General features: G+C 61.4%; 20 protein-coding genes. 16 read left to right on the top strand and 4 right to left on the bottom strand.

The window, feature by feature from the left end; translation table 11 throughout:
• Nucleotides 1-96: 96 nt before the first annotated feature.
• The gene (locus ACODSV_RS18960) at nt 97-813 is read right to left on the bottom strand and encodes a 4'-phosphopantetheinyl transferase family protein (protein ID WP_024076979.1); all 717 of its coding nucleotides are present in this window, start codon (nt 811-813) and stop codon (nt 97-99) included.
• 137 nt (nt 814-950) lie between these two features.
• Between ACODSV_RS18960 and ACODSV_RS18955 the strand changes: the two genes are divergently transcribed.
• Genes ACODSV_RS18955 through ACODSV_RS18945 form a run of 3 tightly spaced genes read left to right on the top strand, consistent with a single transcriptional unit; the run spans nt 951 to nt 3,298 of the window.
• Nucleotides 951-1,259, top strand: a complete 309-nt coding sequence (locus ACODSV_RS18955) for a hypothetical protein (RefSeq protein ID WP_102624088.1) — start codon at nt 951-953, stop codon at nt 1,257-1,259.
• An 18-nt stretch (nt 1,260-1,277) separates the two neighbouring features.
• Entirely contained in the window at nt 1,278-1,955 is a 678-nt protein-coding gene (locus tag ACODSV_RS18950) for a response regulator (RefSeq protein ID WP_024076977.1), read from the top strand.
• Complete coding sequence (locus tag ACODSV_RS18945) at nt 1,952-3,298, top strand: ATP-binding protein (protein WP_024076976.1); 1,347 nt, start codon at nt 1,952-1,954, stop codon at nt 3,296-3,298. The genes ACODSV_RS18950 and ACODSV_RS18945 overlap by 4 nt, the downstream gene beginning before the upstream one ends.
• 186 nt (nt 3,299-3,484) lie before the next feature.
• Here ACODSV_RS18945 and ACODSV_RS18940 read toward each other — a convergent pair whose 3' ends face one another.
• Nucleotides 3,485-4,483 (bottom strand): AraC family transcriptional regulator, encoded by a 999-nt coding sequence (locus ACODSV_RS18940; protein ID WP_024076975.1) that lies wholly within the window; start codon nt 4,481-4,483, stop codon nt 3,485-3,487.
• 339 nt (nt 4,484-4,822) lie between these two features.
• On the opposite strand from ACODSV_RS18940, the gene ACODSV_RS18935 reads away from it, so the two are divergent.
• The 5 genes from ACODSV_RS18935 to ACODSV_RS18915 all read left to right on the top strand — a co-directional run bounded on the left by ACODSV_RS18935 (nt 4,823) and on the right by ACODSV_RS18915 (nt 10,806).
• The gene (locus ACODSV_RS18935; RefSeq protein ID WP_024076974.1) at nt 4,823-6,154 is read left to right on the top strand and encodes a dicarboxylate/amino acid:cation symporter; all 1,332 of its coding nucleotides are present in this window, start codon (nt 4,823-4,825) and stop codon (nt 6,152-6,154) included.
• 296 nt (nt 6,155-6,450) lie between these two features.
• Nucleotides 6,451-6,921, top strand: a complete 471-nt coding sequence (locus tag ACODSV_RS18930; protein WP_024076973.1) for a (2Fe-2S)-binding protein — start codon at nt 6,451-6,453, stop codon at nt 6,919-6,921.
• Nucleotides 6,918-9,239, top strand: a complete 2,322-nt coding sequence (locus ACODSV_RS18925) for a xanthine dehydrogenase family protein molybdopterin-binding subunit (RefSeq protein WP_069076851.1) — start codon at nt 6,918-6,920, stop codon at nt 9,237-9,239. Before ACODSV_RS18930 ends, ACODSV_RS18925 begins: the two co-directional genes overlap by 4 nt.
• A complete protein-coding gene (locus ACODSV_RS18920) occupies nt 9,239-10,225 on the top strand; it encodes an XdhC family protein (RefSeq protein WP_024076971.1) in 987 nt (328 codons plus the stop codon). The genes ACODSV_RS18925 and ACODSV_RS18920 overlap by 1 nt, the downstream gene beginning before the upstream one ends.
• On the top strand, nt 10,225-10,806 hold the full coding sequence (locus tag ACODSV_RS18915) for a nucleotidyltransferase family protein (protein ID WP_411741566.1): 582 nt from the start codon (nt 10,225-10,227) through the stop codon (nt 10,804-10,806). The genes ACODSV_RS18920 and ACODSV_RS18915 overlap by 1 nt, the downstream gene beginning before the upstream one ends.
• A gap of 93 nt (nt 10,807-10,899) precedes the next feature.
• On the opposite strand, the gene rne is transcribed toward ACODSV_RS18915, so the two are convergent.
• Nucleotides 10,900-14,130, bottom strand: coding sequence for a ribonuclease E (gene rne, locus ACODSV_RS18910; RefSeq protein ID WP_489046034.1), 3,231 nt, complete (start codon nt 14,128-14,130; stop codon nt 10,900-10,902).
• A 768-nt stretch (nt 14,131-14,898) separates the two neighbouring features.
• Between rne and rluC the strand changes: the two genes are divergently transcribed.
• The 3 genes from rluC to ACODSV_RS18895 are packed head-to-tail and all read left to right on the top strand — an operon-like array spanning nt 14,899 to nt 17,518.
• On the top strand, nt 14,899-15,858 hold the full coding sequence (gene rluC / locus ACODSV_RS18905) for a 23S rRNA pseudouridine(955/2504/2580) synthase RluC (protein ID WP_024076968.1): 960 nt from the start codon (nt 14,899-14,901) through the stop codon (nt 15,856-15,858).
• A complete protein-coding gene (locus ACODSV_RS18900; protein WP_024076967.1) occupies nt 15,845-16,507 on the top strand; it encodes an HAD-IA family hydrolase in 663 nt (220 codons plus the stop codon). The genes rluC and ACODSV_RS18900 overlap by 14 nt, the downstream gene beginning before the upstream one ends.
• Before the next feature lie 21 nt (nt 16,508-16,528).
• Nucleotides 16,529-17,518 (top strand): S49 family peptidase, encoded by a 990-nt coding sequence (locus ACODSV_RS18895; protein WP_150053784.1) that lies wholly within the window; start codon nt 16,529-16,531, stop codon nt 17,516-17,518.
• A gap of 134 nt (nt 17,519-17,652) precedes the next feature.
• Here the strand turns inward: ACODSV_RS18895 and ACODSV_RS18890 are convergent, their stop codons facing one another.
• The gene (locus ACODSV_RS18890) at nt 17,653-18,231 is read right to left on the bottom strand and encodes a Maf family protein (RefSeq protein WP_150055896.1); all 579 of its coding nucleotides are present in this window, start codon (nt 18,229-18,231) and stop codon (nt 17,653-17,655) included.
• A 105-nt stretch (nt 18,232-18,336) separates the two neighbouring features.
• Between ACODSV_RS18890 and ACODSV_RS18885 the strand changes: the two genes are divergently transcribed.
• The 5 genes from ACODSV_RS18885 (at nt 18,337) to fabG (ending at nt 21,932) form a co-directional block, all read left to right on the top strand.
• Nucleotides 18,337-18,867: a YceD family protein gene (locus ACODSV_RS18885; RefSeq protein WP_010566563.1), complete on the top strand. Its 531-nt coding sequence runs from the start codon at nt 18,337-18,339 to the stop codon at nt 18,865-18,867.
• A 13-nt stretch (nt 18,868-18,880) separates the two neighbouring features.
• On the top strand, nt 18,881-19,063 hold the full coding sequence (gene rpmF, locus ACODSV_RS18880) for a 50S ribosomal protein L32 (RefSeq protein ID WP_003179396.1): 183 nt from the start codon (nt 18,881-18,883) through the stop codon (nt 19,061-19,063).
• A gap of 4 nt (nt 19,064-19,067) precedes the next feature.
• The gene (plsX, locus tag ACODSV_RS18875) at nt 19,068-20,078 is read left to right on the top strand and encodes a phosphate acyltransferase PlsX (protein ID WP_150055895.1); all 1,011 of its coding nucleotides are present in this window, start codon (nt 19,068-19,070) and stop codon (nt 20,076-20,078) included.
• 140 nt (nt 20,079-20,218) lie between these two features.
• Nucleotides 20,219-21,157, top strand: a complete 939-nt coding sequence (fabD, locus tag ACODSV_RS18870) for an ACP S-malonyltransferase (RefSeq protein WP_150055894.1) — start codon at nt 20,219-20,221, stop codon at nt 21,155-21,157.
• A 31-nt stretch (nt 21,158-21,188) separates the two neighbouring features.
• The gene (fabG, locus tag ACODSV_RS18865) at nt 21,189-21,932 is read left to right on the top strand and encodes a 3-oxoacyl-ACP reductase FabG (RefSeq protein WP_015885432.1); all 744 of its coding nucleotides are present in this window, start codon (nt 21,189-21,191) and stop codon (nt 21,930-21,932) included.
• Nucleotides 21,933-22,073 lie beyond the last annotated feature (141 nt).

The following is a 22,073-nucleotide window of genomic DNA, read 5'->3' as shown; positions in this document are numbered from 1 at the left end:
CCCCGCCATCAGGAGCCCGTGGAATCGTCGCACCGACCCTCCCACATTTGGAATGCGCTCCCCTGTGGGAGGGAGCTTGCTCCCGATGGCGGTCTATCAAGCGCCGATGGCAACCAGGCTCAACAACTGCCCCTCATTCACAACGAACTGCGCGGTAAGGTCCTTGCCGCGGCACCACTCACTGGACAGGTCCGTCAACAGGCGCAAGCGTACAGCCCCGGCCTCCGACCACTCCAGCACCTCGGCATGCTCAAAGTAGAAGCGCTTCTGCACGATCGGATAAAGCGCCTTGAACAGGCTCTCCTTGGCCGAAAACGTCAAGGTGACCAGCTGCGCATGTTGCTCGCGGGGCAGCACGGCCATGCGCTGCAACTCATCAACGGTGAGGATTTCCCCGGCCAGGCGCTCTGCCCGTTCCAGGCTCAGCACATTTTCCAGGTCCATGCCCAGCCCGCGCCATTGCGCCTTGTGGCCGACAATCGCCGCCGCATGCCCAGTGCTGTGGGTGATGGAGCCACTGATATGCCCTGGCCAGACCGGCGCACGGTCTTCGCCGATGGCCGGGACGCAATCCAGCTGGTCAAGGTGTTGCAGCGCGGCGCGAGCGCACAGTCGGCCGGCGAGAAACTCCGCCTGGCGCTTGGCCACTGAGCGCTGGATGCTTGCCGGCGGGGGGACCGCGCTGCGCTGGAAATCACCCGGCGCCAACAAGGCAGGGTCGAAGCGCGTGCTGAGAAACACCGTGCCCGGCAAAGGATCGGGCAGCGGCCAATGGGCGTCGAGTGGGGTGCAGCAAGCGGGTAGGGGCGTCATGTGCGGTATTTTGCCGAGTTGGTGCGCCAGTGGATAGCCCACAGTGGTTCAGGTGAGGTTCAGAGCCTGTTCAGGGGGAGTTCAGGGGCGCCTGCGTAGTCTGGATCCCACAGCCCAAACGCGTATGAGGTAGCACCATGACTGCGATCAAGAAGCTGATGTTGGCGTTGACCATGCTCAGTGCCACTGCCGGGGTCCAGGCCTCCGATAGCGCCTTTGCAGCATTCGGTAGCGAGCGAACCAAGAAATCCAGCAACCTGATTCATCGTGTCAGCTTCGAAGATGCAGGCACTCAGGCCGCCCCTTGGGGCCGGTCGCTGGGGCTTGCCACCCCGCAGGCGGCTTATCGCGTCGGCTATGGTCGTCTGACTGGTGAGTACAATGGCACTAAACTGCGCCCGCAAGACCTGCAGGGCCGCTATGATATCCCCCTGTCGGACAGTTGAATTGCCTTGGAGAGCCTTATGAAATTGCTGGTGGTGGAAGATGAGGCGCTGCTGCGTCATCACCTGTTTACCCGCCTGACCGACAGCGGCCATGTGGTCGAGGCCGTGGCCAATGCCGAAGAAGCCTTGTACCAGACCGGGCAATTCAACCATGACCTGGCCATTATCGACCTCGGCTTGCCTGGCATGGGTGGCCTGGATTTGATCCGCCAACTGCGCAGCCAGGCCAAGACCTTCCCGATCCTGATCCTGACCGCCCGTGGCAACTGGCAGGACAAGGTCGAGGGGTTGGCGGCTGGTGCCGACGACTATGTGGTCAAGCCTTTCCAGTTCGAAGAACTGGAGGCGCGCATGAACGCCTTGTTGCGCCGCTCCAGCGGTTTTACCCAGTCGACCATTGTCGCCGGGCCGTTGCTGCTGGACCTCAATCGCAAGCAGGCGTCCCTGGATGAGCAGCCGTTGGCGCTGACCGCCTATGAATATCGGATCCTTGAATACCTGATGCGTCACCATCAACAAGTGGTCGCCAAGGACCGCTTGATGGAGCAGCTCTACCCCGATGACGACGAGCGCGACCCGAACGTCATCGAAGTGCTGGTTGGCCGCCTGCGCCGCAAGCTGGAAGGCACGGCAGGGTTCAAGCCGATCGACACCGTGCGCGGCCTGGGTTACCTGTTCAATGAGCGTTGCCGTTGATTCGCTCGCTACGTGTGCGCTTGATGCTGGCGGCCGCGACCTTGGCCGTGCTGTTTATGCTGGGGTTGTTGCCGGCCATGCAGGGCGCCTTCAGCCTGGCGCTGCAGGATTCCATCGAGCAGCGCCTGGCCTCGGACGTGACCACCTTGATTTCGGCGGCGCGGGTTGAAAACAACCGCCTGCTGATGCCCGCGCAGTTGCCGGACGAACGCTTCAACCTGACCGATAGCCGGCTGCTCGGCTATATCTACGACCGCGAAGGCCACCTGGTGTGGCGCTCGCGCGCGACCCGTGAAGAAAACATCAACTACAAGCCGCGCTACGACGGGCGCGGCAATGAATTTGCGCGGATTCGCGAAGCCAATGGCCAGGAGTTCTTCGTCTATGACGTGGAGGTCAAGCTGCTGGGGGGCAAGAGCGCGGCGTTCAGTATCGTCGCCCTGCAACCGGTGCGCGAATACCAACTGACCCTCGAAGGCCTGCGCGAAAACCTCTACCTGGGCTTCGGCGCGGCCTTGCTGGTGCTGTTGACCTTGTTGTGGCTGGGCTTGACCTGGGGCCTGCAAGCCCTGCGGCGCCTGAGCCAGGAGCTGGACCAGATCGAGGGCGGTACCCGCGAAAGCCTCAGTGAACAACACCCCCGCGAACTGCTGCGCCTGACGGGCTCCCTCAACCGCCTGCTGCACAGCGAACGAGAACAACGCACCCGCTACCGCGACTCCCTTGACGACCTGGCCCACAGCCTGAAAACCCCGTTGGCAGTGTTGCAGGGCGTGAGCGAAGACATGGCCCAGCGCCCTGAGGACCGCGACCAGGCCAGGGTCCTGCAATCGCAGATCGAGCGCATGAGCCAGCAGATCAGCTACCAATTGCAGCGCGCCAGCCTGCGCAAAAGCGGCCTGGTGCGCCATCAGGTGCGTCTGGAACCGGTGGTGCAAAGCTTGTGTGACACCCTGGGCAAGGTGTACCGCGACAAGCGGGTCACGGTGGCCTTCGACTTACCCCCAGAGTGCGATGTGCCGATTGAAAAGGGCGCGTTGCTCGAATTACTCGGCAACCTGCTGGAAAACGCCTACCGCCTGTGCCTGAGCGAGGTGCGCATCAGTTTGGTGGAAAGTCTGGAGGGCACCGAGTTGTGTATCGAAGATGATGGCCCCGGCGTACCGCCGGACCAGCGTGCGCGGATTCTGCAACGGGGCGAGCGCCTGGACCGTCAGCATCCGGGGCAGGGCATCGGCTTGGCGGTGGTCAAGGACATCATCGAAAGCTACGGCGCGCGCCTGACCCTGGGGGATTCAACACTGGGTGGGGCGGCCTTCAGGATTCACTTTCCGGCCGTGTGATCGGTTAGCCGTGGTTAAGGCATCCTTTGTGGCAGTAGGGCTTGCCCTAATGCCAGTCAGTTAAGAGATAGAACGGGCAAACAGTAACCCGTGGCGAGTGGGCTTGTTGTGGCAAGCCCGCTCGCCACCGTTGCAGTGTTCCTCCTTAACTGACTGGCATTGGGGCTTGCCACAACAAACAATCTTCTAACTTTCCTGGGCCCGATAGGCTCCAGGTGTCAATCCCGTCCACTTCTTGAACGCCCGATGAAACGCCGACGGCTCGGAAAACCCCAGCTGCTCGGCGATCTCCTGTAATGACAAGTCCGCGCGTCCCAGGTGGTAGATGGCGATATCCCGACGTAACTCATCCTTTAGCGCCTGGAAGCTGCAGCCTTCTTCGCGCAGGTGCCGACGCAAGGTCTGCGGGCTGATATGCAGGTGCTGGGCGACGGCTTCCAGATCCGGCCAGGGTGTGCGGTCGCGGCTGAGCAGGCGTCGGATCTGGCTGCTCAAACTGTCGCCTTCATCGGGCCGCGACAGCAAATCAGCCGGGGAGCGCTCGAGAAAAAGCTTGAGCGTGCGTTCGTCCTGCAACAGCGGCAGGCTCAAATAGCGTGCGGGGAATACCAGGCTGCTGGTTGGCGCGCCAAATACCTGGGGGCAGGGAAACAGCAGGTCGTACTCGCTGGCATGGTCCGGCATTGGGTAGCTGAACGTGGCCTGGTGCAGGCGGATACGCTGGCCGATCAACCAACTGCCCAGGCGATGCCAGATGACCAACAGGCATTCGCTGAGGAAGTGGTCCGGGTCCCAGAGCTGGGAATCATCCAGGCTCAAATGCGCCATTTCGCCATCACGCGTCAGCCGCCAACGCGGACCTTGTGGGAATAGGCTATAAAATAATAAGCCGCGTTCCAGAGCCTTCTCCAGGGTGCGGCAGTGGATCAGGGCATGGCACATCATGGCGAAGGTGCCGCGCTTGCTTGGGCCTTCGGCGAACCCCAGGTATTCGTCATCCAGCTCGCGCCAGAGCATTTGCAACAGCCGGGTAAATTGCTCAGGCGCGATGCGGGCGCGAGGTTCATTCAGCAGTTCCGGGGTAATGCCCACCTGCAGCAACAGGCCCGTGTAGTCGTAACCGGCCCGACGCGCACCGCGGAGGGCGGCTCGGGCGTAGTGACTGGCGATGGTACGTTCACGCATGAAGGGGCCTCGTCCATGGAGTGGCGGATGGTAGCCACCCCCTGACGGAGCAACAAGGCGGATATCCGCCAAATTGTAGGACGGGATTGGACGGGTGGGCGGAAATCCGCCACCTCCGGCCCAGCCCCCGATTACGCTGGAATCCCTCGGACCCTGATGTCTAAAGGCCTGTGGGGATTTTCAGCAAAGTGGCACGGCGTTTGCGATAAGGATGACAGCGCAGGCTTGGTCCTACAGGCCTCGCAAACAACAAATCCCTCCAGTGCAGGAGGGTTCGCAATTCAAGTGCCGTGGGCAATGGCGGATATTTGCCACACGGGACGATTGAGGAACTTTGCAATGACGACTCGTCAGCCACTGTACAAATCCCTGTATTTCCAGGTGATCGTTGCAATCGTTATCGGTATTTTGCTCGGTCACTTCTACCCGCAGACCGGTGTGGCCCTCAAGCCACTGGGTGACGGCTTTATCAAGCTGATCAAAATGGTCATCGCCCCGATCATCTTCTGCACCGTTGTCAGCGGTATCGCTGGCATGCAAAACATGAAATCGGTGGGCAAGACCGGCGGCTACGCGCTGCTGTACTTCGAAATCGTTTCCACCATCGCCCTGTTGATCGGCCTGGTCGTCGTGAACGTTGTGCAGCCGGGCGCCGGCATGCACATCGACGTGGCCACCCTGGACGCTTCGAAAGTCGCTGCCTACGTGACTGCCGGTGCAGACCAGAGCATCGTTGGCTTCCTGCTTAACGTGATCCCGAACACCATCGTCGGCGCGTTCGCGACCGGTGACATCCTGCAAGTGCTGATGTTCTCGGTGATCTTCGGTTTCGCCCTGCATCGCCTGGGCGCCTACGGCAAACCGGTGCTGGACTTCATCGATCGCTTCGCCCACGTGATGTTCAACATCATCAACATGATCATGAAGCTCGCGCCAATCGGTGCCCTGGGCGCCATGGCGTTCACCATCGGTGCTTACGGTGTCGGTTCGCTGGTGCAACTGGGCCAGCTGATGATCTGCTTCTACATCACCTGCGTCCTGTTCGTGGTCGTGGTGCTTGGCGCCATCTGCCGCGCCCACGGTTTCAGCGTGCTGAAACTGATCCGCTACATCCGTGAAGAACTGCTGATTGTCCTGGGTACTTCGTCCTCCGAGTCCGCACTGCCACGCATGCTGATCAAGATGGAACGCCTGGGCGCGAAGAAATCCGTGGTTGGCCTGGTGATCCCGACCGGTTACTCGTTCAACCTCGACGGTACTTCGATCTACCTGACCATGGCTGCCGTGTTCATCGCCCAGGCGACTGACACCCACATGGACATCACCCACCAGATCACCCTGTTGCTGGTGCTGCTGCTGTCCTCCAAAGGCGCTGCGGGCGTGACCGGTAGCGGCTTCATCGTACTGGCAGCGACCCTGTCTGCCGTGGGCCACCTGCCGGTTGCCGGCCTGGCGCTGATCCTGGGTATCGACCGCTTCATGTCCGAAGCCCGTGCCCTGACCAACCTGGTCGGTAACGCCGTTGCCACCCTGGTCGTGGCCAAGTGGGTCAAGGAGTTGGACGAAGACAAGCTGCAAGTCGAACTGGCTTCCGGTGGTCGCGGTATCTCCGACACCCGTGAAGAAGACGACCTGGGCGTGGCTGAAGGCCCTGCTCCCGTTATCAAGTAAGCGGACACGCGGTATGAAAAACCCATCTTCGGATGGGTTTTTTTGTGCCTGGCGATCAGGCCCAAGGCGTGGTGCTCATCAATGCTCAGCCGGGCTTTTTTGTTAATGGTGAGTTAACTTAGCACCCTAAGGATGTTTTTTTATCCGTTCATAAACCTCGTTTATCAAAGGCCCGGTGAGGATTTATCTTCACAAGAGAGCCCGATTAGCCTGAGCCATCTGCGTCAACCGACTCCGCTTTCTTCAAGTGGGCAGATTGCTCGACCCCATAACCCAGTCACTATGCGGGCGTGCCCATGATTACCCTCAAACTCAACGGTCAAGACCATTCATTGGACGTCACCGAGGATATGCCGCTGTTGTGGGCTATCCGCGACGTTGCCGGCTATAACGGCACCAAGTTCGGCTGCGGCATGGGCCTGTGCGGCGCGTGCACCATTCATATCGACGGCGCGCCGGCCCGCAGTTGTATTACCCCGATCGGCGCGGTCAAGGGCCAGGCCATCAGCACCATCGACAACCTGCACACCGACCCCATCGGCCAGGTGGTCCAGCAAGCCTGGCTCGACACGGCCGTGGCCCAGTGCGGTTACTGCCAGGGCGGCCAGATCATGTCGGCCACTGCATTGCTGAAAACCAATCCCAACCCCAGCGATGCGCAAATTGAAGAAGCGATGGTCGGCAATATCTGCCGTTGCGGCACCTACAACCGTATCAAGACCGCGATCCGCCAGGCGGCCACCCACCTGCAGGAGGCCAAGGCATGAGCGCATTACCGGCTGATTTCGTTCTCAATAACCTCAGTCGTCGCGGCTTCCTCAAAGGGGTCGGCGCTACCGGTGCGCTGGTGGTGGCGGCCAGTTGGGGCCTGCCCGATGCCTTCGCCGCCGACGCGGTGAAGAAGTACGGCGGCGACGCCATGCCCCATGGGCTGATCGACGATCCCAAGGTCTACGTCAGTATCGCCACCGACGGCACGGTGACCGTGATCTGCAACCGTTCGGAAATGGGCCAGGGCGTGCGCACCAGCCTGAGCCTGGTGGTTGCCGATGAGCTGGACGCCGATTGGGCCCATGTGAAGGTCCAGCAGGCGCCTGGTGATGAGGTGCGTTACGGCAACCAAGACACCGATGGCTCGCGCAGCATGCGCCATTGGTATGAGCCGATGCGCCGTTGTGGCGCCAGTGTCCGGGCCATGCTGGAGCAGGCTGCTGCCGAGCAGTGGAACGTTCCGGTGGGCGAGTGCCGGGCACAACTGCACAAAGTCATTCACCAGCCGAGCGCTCGCGAATTGGGTTATGGCGAGCTGGCCACCGCTGCCGGTGCATTGGCGGTGCCGGCGCGAGACAGCCTGCGCCTCAAGCAACCGTCGGAATTTCGCTACATCGGCAAGGAGGGCGTCAAGGCCATCGATGGTGCCGATATCGTCAATGGCCGTGCGGTCTACGGCGCTGACGTGCATTTCGACGGCATGCTCTACGCCACCGTTGCACGGCCGAAGGTGTACGGCGGCAAGGTCAAGTCCTTCGATGCCAGTGCGGCGTTGAAGGTGCCGGGCGTGGTCAAGGTCCTGGAAATCGAAAGCCGGCCCCTGCCCTCGGAGTTCCAGCCCCTTGGTGGGATCGCCGTTATCGCCAGCAACACCTGGGCGGCGATCAAGGGTCGTGAAGCGTTGACCATTGTCTGGGACGATGGCGTCAACGCCGGCTACAACTCTGTCGACTACCGTAAGACGCTGGAGGCCGCCGCGCAGAAGCCGGGCAAAGTGGTGCGCAATACTGGCAATCTCGATCAGGCCCTTGGCGAGTCGGACAGTACCCTGGAGGCCGCTTATTACCTGCCCCATCTGGCCCAATCGCCGATGGAGCCGATGGTCGCCATCGCTCGTTTCGACAACGGCCAGTGCGAAGCCTGGGCGCCCAGCCAGGCGCCCCAGGTGACCCGTGAACGAATCGCCGAGCGCCTGGGGCTGCCATTCGATAACGTCACCGTCAATGTCACATTGCTTGGCGGTGGCTTTGGCCGCAAGTCCAAGCCGGACTTCGTCGTCGAGGCGGCCATCCTGGCCAAGGCATTCCCCGGCAAGGCCGTGCGTGTGCAATGGACCCGTGAAGATGACATCCATAACGCTTATTTCCACACCGTGTCCGTTGAATACCTCAAGGCTGGCCTGAACAAGGATGGCCTGCCGTCCGCTTGGCTGCATCGCACCGTGGCCCCGAGTATCACCGCGCTGTTTGCGCCGGGCATGAACCATGAGGCGGCGTTCGAGCTGGGCATGGGCTTTACCAACATGGCCTACGCGATCCCCAACGTACGCCTGGAAAACCCAGAGGCGGCGGCCCATACCCGGGTTGGCTGGTACCGTTCGGTGTCGAACATCCCCCATGGTTTTGCGATTCAATGCTTTGTCGATGAACTCGCGCACAAGGCCGGCCAGGACCCGTTGCAATACCAACTCAAGTTGCTCGGCCCGGACCGTCAGATCGATCCGAAGACCCTGAGTGACGAGTGGAACTACGGCGAATCCCCGGAGCGCTACCCGATTGACACTGCCCGCCTGCGTGGTGTGCTGGAAACCGCAGCCAAGGCGGCGGGCTGGGGGCGCACCTTGCCCAAGGGCCGAGGTCTGGGGCTGGCGGTGCACTACAGCTTCGTCACCTATGTGGCCGCGGTGATCGAGGTAGAGGTCCAGGGTGATGGCACCCTGATCGTGCACAAGGCCGATATTGCCGTGGACTGTGGCCCGCAGATCAACCCGGAGCGCATCCGCTCGCAGTTCGAAGGTGCCTGTGTGATGGGCCTGGGGAATGCCGTGCTGGGTGAAATCAGCTTCAAGGATGGTAAGGTCCAGCAGGACAATTTCCATATGTATGAAGTGGCGCGCATGTCCCTGGCGCCCAGGCAAGTTGCCGTGCACCTGGTCACGCCAAAGGGCGAGGTGCCATTAGGTGGGGTCGGTGAGCCCGGCGTGCCGCCGATTGCGCCGGCGCTGTGCAATGCGATCTTTGCCGCGACGGGTAAGCGTATCCGCGAACTGCCGGTGCGTTACCAACTGCAAGGCTGGCAGGAGGTGAAGGCCTGATGGACAGTGTGGATCTGAACGTCCTGCGGAGCGTGCTCGAATGGCGTCGCGCCGGGCAACGGGTGGTGTTGTATAGCGTGGTCCAGACCTGGGGCAGCGCGCCGCGCCCGCCGGGGGCCATGCTGGCTTTGCGCGGCGATGGCGTGGTGATTGGCTCGGTATCTGGCGGGTGCATCGAAGATGACCTGATTGCGCGCTTGCAGGATGGGCGGTTGGCCGAAGACGGGCCGCCGGTGCAACTGGTGACTTACGGTGTGACCCGGGATGAGGCAGCGCGCTTTGGCTTGCCATGTGGCGGCACCCTGCGCCTGACCGAGGAGCGGGTCATTGAGTGGGAGTGGGTTGCCCAATTGCTGGCGCGCTGCGAGGCCCATGAAATTGTCGCCCGCGAACTGGAGCTGGCCACGGGGGCTGTGAGCCTGAGTGCTGCGAACAAGACCGACGTGGTGAGCTTTGATGGCCAGCGTTTGCGCGCCATCTACGGCCCGCGCTGGCGCCTGCTGTTGATCGGTGCCGGGCAACTGTCGCGTTATGTGGCGGAAATGGCGCGGTTGCTGGATTTCGAAGTGCTGATCTGTGACCCGCGGGATGAATTTGTGTATGGCTGGGAAGAGCAGCACGGCCGCTTTGTGCCGGGTATGCCCGATGAAGCGGTGCTGAACATCCAGACCGACGAACGCACGGCCATCGTCTGCCTGACCCATGACCCGCGCCTGGATGACATGGCGCTGCTGACGGCGCTGAACTCCAGTGCGTTTTATATCGGCGCGCTGGGGTCGCGGGTCAATAGCCAGAAACGCCGTGAGAACCTGGCGGCACTTGGTTTGTCGGCCGATGCGATTGCGCGTCTGCACGGGCCGATCGGTTTGCATATCGGCAGCCACACGCCGGCGGAGATCGCGTTGTCATTGATGGCAGAGATTGTCGCGATCAAGAACGGTGTGGAGGCCGTGCAAAAAAAGCCGCTGTCGACGGTGGTTGAGTGATGGTGACTGCCGTTGTGCTGGCGGCGGGGCAGGGCAGTCGTTTTCGCGCTGCGGCCGGCGCTGATCAGGACAAGTTGCTGGCGCAGTGCGTTGGCCGGGACGGCGTGACGCGGCCGGTATTCGAGCAGGTGTTGGTGAATGTGCCTGATAGCGTTGCAAAACGCTGTGTGGTGACCTCGCCGGATCGGCTTGAAGTCATCCGTTTGGCACAGCGCTACGGCTGCGAAGTGGTGCTGCTGCGCTCGGCGGGCATGGGCGACAGCCTTGCGGCGGCGGTGGCGGCCAGCCGTTCAAGCGACGGTTGGTTGGTGGTGCTGGGGGATATGCCGTTTATCCTGCCGAGCAGTATTGAGCAGGTGGTGGCGCACACGGAGGGTATCAGTGTGCCGGTGCATGCTGGACAGTATGGGCATCCGGTCATGTTCGGGCGTTCGCTCGGGCCAGCGTTGATGGCGCTGACGGGGGACCGGGGGGCTCGACCGCTGTTTGCGCATGCCAGCGTGCGGGAAGTGCCCGTGGACGACCCCGGCGTGCTATGGGATGTAGATGTGCCACCGTCATTACGTTTCGTGCCTGCCTGACCTTCTGGCAGCCGGCTCGCTGGACACAACCCGATCGCATAAAAAAAAGCCCCGCCTGAGTGATCAGGCGGGGCTTTTTATTGGCTTATGGAATCAGACGAAGGGTTTAGGCTCGTGTTCTTCTTCCAAGGCCTTTGGGTGATGCTCTACCACTTCGTCAGCAGAACCTGGGTTCTCGTCGACGATAGGGGCAGTGTGCTCCACCACAGTTTCAGCGACCGGGGCTGGCGCCTCGACCACTTCGGCTACAGCCGGTACGGCAGCGGCTGCGGCAGCAGCGGCGGCTTCAGCTTCCTTGCGGCGACGACGCACTTCACGTGGGTCGTTCGGCGCACGGCCGTTTTCGGTCAGTGCGCTGACCACTGGGGCAGCTTCAACCACCGGCGCGGCGACTTCGGCAACCACTGGCGTCTCAACCACTGGCGCAGGCTCGGCAACCACAACCGGGGCGGCTTCAACCACTTCGGCGACCGGGGCCGGCGCTTCTTCTACCACAGGGGCAGGGGTTGGCACTTCAACTGGAGCGGCAGGCTCGGCAGTCCACTGGAACGCGGTCTGTTCTTCGCGAACTTCACGCACAGCCGGGGCCGTTGCTTCGACAACCGGGGCTTCAACCACTGGCTGAGGCTCAGCAACCGCTTCAGGCTCGGTAGTGGTAACTTCGGCTTCCGGCTGGGCTTCACGAACCGGTGCAACCTCCACTTCCGGAACCACGGGGGCTTCGATCGGGGTGGTGGCTTCGACAACCGGTGCTTCAACGACTGGGGTTTCAGCGACAGGCGCTTCTACCGCATGCGTTTCTTCGACGGCGGCAGTGGCGCGTTCAGCCTGTTCGTGAGCCTGGGCTTCAGCAGGTGCGCTGATGACCGAGCTGGCAACAGCAGCGGTTACGGCCAGGCCGGCAGCCAGTTCGGTGCCAGTGGGTTCGCTGGTGGCGGCTTCTGCGTTCTCGCCGGTCTCTTCCGAGCCTTCGATCACATTGCCGTTGGCATCACGTTGACGCTCGCGACGGTTGCTGCGACGACGCTGGCCACGGGAGCGGCGGCGTGGACGATCGCCTTCGGCGTTGTCCTGGCCGTCTTCCTGCAGTTGCTCTTCGCCGGTCAGGACTTCTTCTTCGCTGGCGGCAGGGGCTTGCTCGGCACGAGGTTGACGTTCTTCACGCGGAGCACGTGGCTGACGTTCTTCACGTGGCGCACGTTCTTCACGCGGTTGGCGAGCCGGGCGTTCTTCAGTCGAGGCAGCAACTGCAACAGCAGCACCGGCAACGGCTGGCGCAGCGTCCAGTGGCTCGCGTAGTTCGCGCACACGTTCTTCACGTTCGCCACGTGGCTTGCGATCTTCACGCGGAGCACGTGGGGTACGCGGTGCGCGCTCTTCGCGCGGTGCACGTTCTTCACGGGCTACGGCCGGAGTGTCTTCACGGGCTTCGCGAGGCGCACGCTCTTCACGTGGTGCGCGCTCTTCACGCGGAGCACGTTCTTCGCGCGGCTTGCGCTCTTCGTCACGACGACCATTGCGGTTGCGGCTTTGCTGGCGACCGTTGCGACGCTCTTCGTTGCGAGCCGGGCGTTCGGTGGCTGGTTTTTCAACCACTACCGGTGCAGCAGGCTCTTCCTTGGTGGCGAACAGGCTGACCAGCGACTTCACCAGGCCCTTGAACAGGCTTGGTTCAGGCAGGGCGGCTGGCGCGGCAACCGGTGCGGCGGCTTCAACCGGAACCGGTGCATTGGCACGGGCTGGCGCGGTCTTCACGGCGGCTTCCTGGCGAACCAGGGTGCGGGTCGCGGCGGCAGGCTGCACTTCTTCCACTTCGGCAGCGGCAGCCGCGATTTCGTAGCTGGACTGGCCGCTGTGGGCTTCCGGGCTGTCATCACGCAGGCGCTGCACTTCGAAGTGCGGCGTCTCGAGGTGATCGTTCGGCAGGATCACGATACGGGCACGGGTGCGCAGTTCGATCTTGGTGATCGAGTTGCGTTTTTCGTTGAGCAGGAACGCGGCCACCGGGATCGGCACTTGCGCGCGGACTTCGGCGGTGCGGTCTTTCAGCGCTTCTTCTTCGATCAGGCGCAGGATCGCCAGGGACAGCGATTCAACGTCACGGATGATGCCGGTGCCGTTGCAACGCGGGCAGACGATGCCGCTGCTCTCGCCCAGGGATGGACGCAGGCGCTGACGGGACATTTCCAGCAGGCCGAAGCGCGAGATGCGGCCGACTTGCACGCGGGCACGGTCAGCTTCCAGGCATTCGCGGACTTTCTCTTCCACGGCGCGCTGGTTCTTGGCTGGGGTCATGTCGATGAAGTCGATCACGATCAGGCCGCCGATATCACGCAGGCGCAGTTGGCGGGCGATTTCTTCAGCCGCTTCCAGGTTGGTCTGCAGGGCGGTTTCTTCGATGTCGCTACCTTTCGTGGCACGCGCCGAGTTGATGTCGATGGACACCAGGGCTTCGGTCGGGTCGATCACGATGGAGCCACCGGAAGGCAGTTCGACCACGCGCTGGAAGGCGGTCTCGATCTGGCTTTCGATCTGGAAACGGTTGAACAGCGGAACGCTGTCTTCGTACAGCTTGATCTTGCTGGCGTACTGCGGCATCACCTGGCGGATGAAAGTCAGGGCTTCATCCTGGGCTTCAACGCTGTCGATCAGCACTTCGCCGATGTCCTGGCGCAGGTAGTCGCGGATAGCGCGGATGATGACGTTGCTTTCCTGGTAGATCAGGAACGGCGCGGAACGATCCAGGGACGCTTCTTTGATAGCGGTCCACAGTTGCAGCAGGTAGTCGAGGTCCCACTGCATTTCCTCGCTGCTGCGGCCCAGGCCGGCAGTGCGAACGATCAGGCCCATGTCGGCCGGTGCAACCAGGCCGTTCAGCGCTTCGCGCAGTTCGTTGCGCTCTTCGCCTTCGATGCGACGGGAAATGCCGCCGGCACGTGGGTTGTTCGGCATCAGTACCAGGTAGCGGCCGGCCAGGCTGATGAAGGTGGTCAGGGCGGCGCCCTTGTTGCCACGTTCTTCTTTTTCGACCTGGACGATGACTTCCTGGCCTTCGCTCAGGACGTCCTTGATGTTCACGCGGCCTTCAGGGGATTTCTTGAAGTATTCGCGGGAAATTTCTTTGAGGGGCAGGAAGCCGTGGCGCTCGGAGCCGAAATCGACAAAGGCAGCCTCAAGGCTCGGTTCGATGCGAGTAATACGGCCTTTATAGATATTGGCCTTCTTTTGCTCGCGTGCACCGGATTCGATGTCCAGGTCGTAGAGGCGTTGGCCATCTACCAGTGCAACACGCAACTCTTCGGGTTGAGTTGCGTTAATCAGCATTCTTTTCATGTTGTACCGTCGGTTTCCGGGCTGCCGGAAACGGCGTTCGGCACACACGACTTCTCACGGTCGGTGTCAGGTGCGTCAAGAGTGGTTGGCCACTCCAGTGTCCAGCAATAACCGGCCAATTGGGCTGGTATCGCGACGGACGCGTCCTGCTTGTTAGCGGTGGTGACAAAGGCACCACTTCAACAAAAGCTAAGGTCAGGAGGAGGAATCAACCGGCGACTGTGGACGAGATGAAGCGTCTATATATAAGCCTAGTGCTACACGGTCCGACGGTTGTGCATCTCCACCCTACACGTATCCCTGATAATTCGGGTGCTGCCGCGCGCAGAATCCGCAGCGGGTTGGCATTTACCGTGTTCTCCAATGGGGAGTCCACGCTCATGGCTAAACAAGACTAGGTGTGGGCGACTGCGCTCTCACTCAGCTCTTAACAGGCGTTGTTTCCGAAGCATTCGCCATGGTGTGTCCCAAGACTGACTGCACTTTGTGAACTGGCCGTAAATATCGGCGCAGAAGACGAGTATTCACTCTGCTTTCTGCACTCGCTTCAGGCCTCATGTCACCTGCGCTTGTTACAATCTCGGGCCTTCCAAGGTGGTGAAAGCCCCGTAGGACGGCCTCGCGTCCTGATGAATTGCGATGGTCAGGGCCGGCAGTTTGCCGCTAGTCCTCTGTCCAGGCCGCTTTTGGCGGCGTTCGCGACTATAGCAGCAATGATTAAGTGCTTCAATTCCATAAAAAATTGTTATCATCGCCGCCATGACGACTACCGCCCCCCAGACCCCCAGCGTCCAGCTGCTCGAGGTCTCGCCGGAATATGCCGGCCAACGCATCGACAATTTTCTCCTGGCCAGGCTCAAAGGCGTGCCCAAGACCTTGATTTACCGCATCTTGCGTAAAGGCGAAGTGCGTGTGAACAAGGGCCGCATCAAGCCCGAGTACAAGCTGCAGGCGGGCGATATCGTTCGTGTGCCGCCGGTGCGCGTGCCTGAGCGCGACGAGCCCGTGCCATTGGCCCAGGGCCTGTTGCAGCGCCTCGAGGCCTCGATTGTCTTCGAAGACAGCAAGCTGATTGTGATCAACAAGCCGTGCGGCATTGCGGTTCACGGGGGCAGCGGCCTGAACTTCGGCGTGATCGAAGCCTTTCGTCAGCTGCGTCCGGATGCCAAGGAGCTGGAGCTGGTCCACCGCCTGGACCGTGACACCTCCGGCCTGCTCATGATCGCCAAGAAGCGCAGCATGTTGCGCCATCTGCACACAGCCCTGCGTGGCGATGGCGTGGACAAGCGCTACATGGCGCTGGTGCGTGGCAACTGGGCCAGTTCGATCAAGAGCGTCCGCGCGCCGTTGCAGAAGAGCAACCTGCGCTCCGGCGAGCGCATGGTTGAAGTGGACGAGGAGGGCAAAGAGGCCCTGACCCTGTTCAAGGTGCTGCGCCGCTTCGGTGACTTCGCCACTCTGGTCGAAGCCAAGCCCGTCACCGGTCGTACCCACCAGATTCGCGTGCACACCCTGCATGCGGGCCACTGCATTGCGGGCGATACCAAATATGGCGACGAGGATTTCTCCAAGGAAATCCGGGAGCTGGGCGGCAAGCGCCTGTTCCTGCACGCCTATATGCTCACCGTGCCGCTGCCCGATGGCGGTGAATTGAAACTGCAGGCGCCGGTCGATGACATGTGGGCCAAGACCGTGGAGCGTTTGAGTGTCGCACCTTGATTACAAGCTGCTGATTTTCGATTGGGACGGCACCCTGGCCAACTCCATTGGCCGGATCGTCGAATCCATTCACATTGCCTCCAACCGCTCGGGCTTCGAGCCGTGCACTGACCTCGCGGTCAAGGGCATTATCGGCCTCGGCCTGCCGGAGGCGATTCGTACCTTGTACCCGCACATCGCTGACGCTGAGTTGGTCGCTTTCCGTGGGCACTACGTCGATCACTACATGGCCCTGGAGGCCGAGCCGTCGCCGCTGTTTGATGGGGTGGTGCAGTCCCTGGACGCTTTTCGCGCCGAGGGCTATCACCTGGCCGTCGCCACCGGTAAGTCCCGTCGCGGGTTGGACCGGGTGCTCGAGGCGTATGGTTGGGAAGATTATTTCGACATCACCCGCGCCGCTGACGAAACCGCCAGCAAGCCCCATCCCCTGATGCTTGAGCAGATCCTGGCCCATTGCGGCGTGTCGCCGCGCCAGGCGCTGATGGTGGGCGACGCTTCCTTCGACCTGATGATGGCGCGCAACGCTGGCATGGACAGTGTGGCGGTCAGTTATGGCGCCCAGGCTGCCGAGGCGTTGCAGCCATATGAGCCCAGGCTGACGATCGATCATTTTTCTGAATTGCAGGCCTGGCTCGGCCGGGCCCAATAAGTCTTTGCTGGGGTAGTTGGCATGAGTGATGAGTGGAAAGCACCGGAAAAGGCCAGTGACGACAAGGCCGATGACAAAAGCTGGAAGCTGTTGGAGAAGACTCTCCTGGCCAGCGTGCAGGAGCAGCGTCGTTCGCGGCGTTGGGGGATTTTCTTCAAGCTGCTGACCTTTGTTTACCTGCTGGGCATGCTGGCGCTGTTCAGTCCGCTGATGGACATGGAAAAAAGCGCCACCCGTGGCAGCCACTACACGGCCCTGATCGAGGTGCGTGGGGTGATCGCCGACAAGGAGTCCGCCAGCGCCGACAATATTGTCAGCAGCCTGCGCGCGGCCTTTGAAGACCCCAAGGTCAAGGGCGTGATCCTGCGCATCAACAGCCCCGGTGGCAGCCCGGTACAGTCGGGCTATGTGTATGACGAGATTCGTCGCCTGCGCGGGCTGCATCCGGAGATCAAGCTGTATGCGGTCATTTCCGATCTCGGCGCTTCGGGTGCCTATTACATTGCAAGCGCCGCTGACCAGATTTATGCCGACAAGGCCAGCCTGGTCGGCTCCATTGGTGTGACGGCGGCCGGTTATGGCTTTGTCGGCACCATGGAGAAGCTGGGGGTGGAGCGTCGGACCTACACCTCGGGCGAGCATAAGGCGTTCCTTGACCCGTTCCAGCCGCAAAAGGCGGATGAAACCCAGTTCTGGCAAGGCGTGCTCGACACCACTCATCGCCAGTTCATCGCCAGCGTCAAGCAGGGGCGTGGGGATCGTCTGAAGGATAAAGAGCATCCGGAGTTGTTCTCCGGTCTGGTGTGGTCGGGCGAGCAAGCATTGCCACTGGGTCTGATCGATGGCTTGGGCAGTGCCAGTTCGGTGGCGCGGGATGTGATTGGCGAGAAGGACCTGGTGGATTTCACCGTTGAAGAATCGCCGTTTGATCGTTTCTCCAAGAAGCTCGGTGCCAGCGTGGCTGAGAAGCTGGCGCTGTACATGGGCTTCCAGGGCCCAACCCTGCGCTGAGATTTCGATAGAAGTGGGAGGGAGCTTGCCCCCGATAGCGGTGGGTCAGCTACAGATAAGCTGACTGAATTACCGCTGTCGGGAGCAAGTCGAATCGTCGCGTCGCCCATCCCGCATTGGGTCTTGCAGCGTTCTTAAGGGATTTGCACGCCTTCGCTGAGTAGCATATCCACCAGCCGAATCAGGGGTAAGCCGACAAGACTGGTCGCGTCCGGCCCTTCGGTGCTCTGGAACAGGCTCACGCCCAGCCCTTCAGCCTTGAAGCTGCCCGCGCAGTCATACGGCTGCTCGATCCGCAGGTAGCGCTCGATGCGCGCTGCATCCAGCTCGCGCATGTGCACGGTAAAGGGTATGCAGTCCACCTGGCAGTGCCCCGTCTCGCTGTTAAGCAGGGCCAGGCCGGTGAGGAAGCTGACACGTTTGCCACTGGCAGCCAATAATTGCTCGCGCGCGTTTTCGAACGTGTGAGGCTTGCCGATGATGCGGCCTTCCAGCGCGGCGACCTGGTCGGAGCCGATGATCAAATGTCCAGGATGGCTGGCGGCGAGGGCACGGGCTTTCTGTTCGGCCAGGCGTTTGACCAGATCCGTGGCCGGCTCATTTGCAGCGTGGCTTTCGTCGATATCCGGCGAGCTGCAGGTGAACGGCAGGTGCAGGCGGCTCAGCAATTCCCGGCGATAAACCGAGCTGGAAGCGAGTAATAAAGGCAGCATGGACGTCTCCTCAAGGCAGCCGCCGATTCTAGCGGGGCGACCGGCCGACGCACAGGGCTGAATTTCCTTTGACATGGCTGGGGGCATCCCTATAATGCTGCGCCTATGTTGAATGACCCGATTCCACCTCACGTTGACCCGCGCAAATTGGCTGATCGTGGCACTTCCCTTCAAGGTGAGTTGCTGCTGGCCGATTTGGAGAGACTCTGCGACCCGCTTTCCGACACTGTCGGTACGGTGCAGGCCAAATTCGTTTTTGAACGAGATGAACGTAAATCTGTGGTAATCCACAGCTTTATCGACACCGAGGTCAAAATGGTTTGCCAGCGTTGTCTTGAGCTGGTCACCCTGCCGATCCACAGCGAGTGCAGTTATGCTGTGGTGAAGGAGGGTGCGAATACCCAGTCGTTGCCGAAAGGTTATGACGTGCTGGAACTGGGCGAAGATCCTTTGGATCTGCATGCACTGATCGAGGAGGAGCTTCTGCTCGCCTTGCCCATTGTGCCTGCTCATCATCCGGAAGAATGCCAGCAGCCGGCGGGCCTCGATGACGAGCCCGAACCGAGCGAGGACGAGGTAACGCGGTCCAACCCGTTCAGTGTATTGGCGCAGTTAAAGCGTGACCCAAACGTTTAGGAGTTAATCAATTATGGCTGTTCAGCAGAACAAAAAATCCCGCTCTGCCCGTGACATGCGTCGTTCGCACGACGCTCTCGAGGCTAGCACCCTGTCCGTAGAAAAGACCACCGGTGAAGTTCACCTGCGTCACCACGTATCGCCAGAAGGCGTATACCGTGGCCGTAAAGTGATCGACAAGGGCGCTGACGAGTAATCACTTGTCTGCTCAAGTCATCGCGATTGACGCAATGGGCGGGGACTTCGGTCCCCGCAGCATTGTTCAGGCCTGCATTGCCAGCCTGGCTGCCACACCCTCGCTGCACCTGACCCTTGTCGGTCAACCCTCCCTCCTTGAAGAACTGATTGCCAGCCATCCGGCGGTGGATCGCGCGCGCCTGACGATTACGCCAGCCAGCGAAACCATCAGCATGGATGACAAGCCGGCGGCGGCCCTGCGTGGCAAGCCCGATTCTTCGATGCGGGTAGCCCTTGAGTTGTTGCACGACGGCAAGGTGCAAGCCTGCGTCAGCGCCGGCAATACCGGTGCATTGATGGCATTGTCGCGGCATGTGCTCAAGACCCTGCCGGGGATTGACCGGCCGGCGATGGTGGCGGCGATTCCGACGCAGAAAGGCTATTGCCAACTGCTGGACCTGGGCGCGAATGTCGATTGCAGTGCCGAGCACCTGTTTCAGTTCGCCGTGATGGGCTCGGTGGCCGCCGAAGCGCTGGGTGTGGTCCGGCCGCGAGTGGCCTTGCTGAACATCGGTACCGAGGACATCAAGGGCAACCTGCAGGTGAAGCTCGCCGCTACCCTGTTGCAGGGCGCGCGGGGCTTGAACTACATCGGCTTTGTCGAAGGCGACGGTTTGTACCGTGGCGAAGCGGATGTGGTGGTGTGCGACGGTTTTGTCGGCAATATCCTGCTCAAGTCCAGCGAAGGCCTGGCCACCATGATCGCGATGCGCATCGAAGCGTTGTTCAAGCAGAGCCTGGCGTCACGCATGGTGGGCGCCCTGGCGCTGCCGTTGATGCGCCGCCTGCAGGCAGACCTGGCGCCAGCGCGGCATAACGGCGCAAGTTTTCTTGGCTTGCAGGGCATTGTGGTCAAAAGCCACGGCTCGGCGGGCGTGCAGGGCTTCCAAAGCGCTATTGCGCGTGCGCTTATCGAGATCCAGGAAAACCTGCCTCAACGTTTGCACGGCCGTCTAGAGGATCTGTTGCCTTAGGCGAATCGGCTCGGGAATGCTTAAATGTGACCGACCAGTTCAATTGACCATCCAATCTGTCAGTTTCGTGCGCTCCCACCATTCATTTTAAGATCGGGAGCGACCATTTCCGACGACCTGATCATTTAGGGGCTTGTTACATGTCTACATCCCTCGCATTCGTCTTTCCAGGGCAGGGTTCGCAGTCCCTCGGCATGTTGGCCGAGCTGGGCGCGCAATATCCGCTGATCCTGGAAACCTTCAAGGAAGCTTCCGATGCCCTGGGTTACGACCTGTGGGCGTTGACCCAGCAGGGGCCGGAAGAACAACTCAATCAAACCGATAAAACCCAACCGGCGATCCTGACCGCTTCGATTGCTCTGTGGCGCCTGTGGCTGGCTGAAGGCGGCGCACGCCCGGCATTCGTGGCCGGTCACAGCCTGGGCGAATACAGCGCCCTGGTGGCGGCGGGCAGCCTGACCCTGGGCGAGGCGGTCAAGCTGGTCGAGCGTCGTGGCCAACTGATGCAGGAAGCCGTTCCGGCCGGGCAGGGCGGCATGGCCGCTATCCTCGGCCTGGACGATGCGGTCGTGATCGAGGCCTGCGCCGAAGCCGCTCAGGGCGAAGTGGTCAGCGCAGTGAACTTCAACTCCCCTGGCCAGGTGGTGATCGCCGGTGCCAAGGCGGCGGTCGAGCGTGCCATCGAAGGCTGCAAGGCCCGTGGCGCCAAGCGTGCGCTGCCGTTGCCGGTGAGCGTGCCGTCCCATTGCGAGTTGATGCGTCCGGCAGCCGAGCGGTTTGCCGAGTCCATCGCCGCCGTCAACTGGCAGGCGCCGCAGATTCCGCTGGTGCAGAACGTCAGCGCGGCGGTTGCGCCTGATCTCGAGACCCTCAAGCGCGACCTGTTGGAGCAGCTCTACAAGCCGGTACGCTGGGTTGAGTCGGTACAGACCCTGGCCGCCAATGGCGCCACCGAGCTGGTTGAATGCGGCCCGGGCAAGGTCCTGGCGGGCCTGAACAAGCGTTGCGCCGACGGTGTGTCGACCGCCAATCTCAATACCCCGGATGCCTTCGCTGCCGCTCTCGCGGCACTGGCCTGACCCCTGATCCCCGAACTTAGGAGAAGCCTGCATGAGTCTGCAAGGTAAAGTTGCACTGGTTACCGGCGCCAGCCGTGGCATTGGCCAGGCCATCGCCCTGGAACTGGGCCGTCAGGGCGCCGTTGTCATTGGCACCGCCACTTCCGCTTCGGGCGCCGAGCGTATCGCCGCGACCTTGAAGGAAAACGGTGTCCAAGGCACTGGCCTTGAGCTGAATGTGACCAGCGATGAGTCCGTGGCTGCGGTACTGGCCGAGATCACCGCACAGTTCGGTGCGCCGGCAATTCTGGTGAATAACGCCGGTATCACCCGCGATAACCTGATGATGCGCATGAAAGACGACGAGTGGTACGACGTGGTCGACACCAACTTGAACAGTCTGTTTCGCCTGTCCAAGGGCGTTTTGCGCGGCATGACCAAGGCGCGCTGGGGCCGAATTATCAATATTGGCTCTGTAGTGGGTGCCATGGGCAACGCAGGCCAAGTAAACTACGCAGCCGCCAAGGCCGGTCTGGAAGGTTTCAGCCGTGCATTGGCGCGTGAAGTCGGCTCGCGGTCGATTACGGTCAACTCGGTGGCCCCAGGGTTCATCGATACCGATATGACCCGCGAACTGCCGGAAGCACAGCGTGAAGCCTTGCTGACGCAGATTCCGCTGGGCCGTCTGGGCCAGGCTCAAGAGATCGCGAATGTGGTCACTTTCCTGGCATCCGACGGTGCGGCATACGTGACTGGGGCTACAATCCCGGTGAACGGCGGGATGTACATGAGTTAAATTGTGACGGATCGCTTCAAAAAAATGTCATACGAGCTGTCTAAAATCCGTTATAAAGCTGCAACTTAATTTATAGGCAGGTGGCCTACGGGGTACAGGGTGAAGCTTTCAGTTGAAAAGCTGAAATGGCTTTCTATACAC

It is taken from the genome of Pseudomonas sp. FG86 (assembly GCF_057808775.1).
The sequence above is the reverse complement of the archived record's forward strand: the minus strand, read 5'-3'. Positions and strand labels throughout refer to the sequence as shown.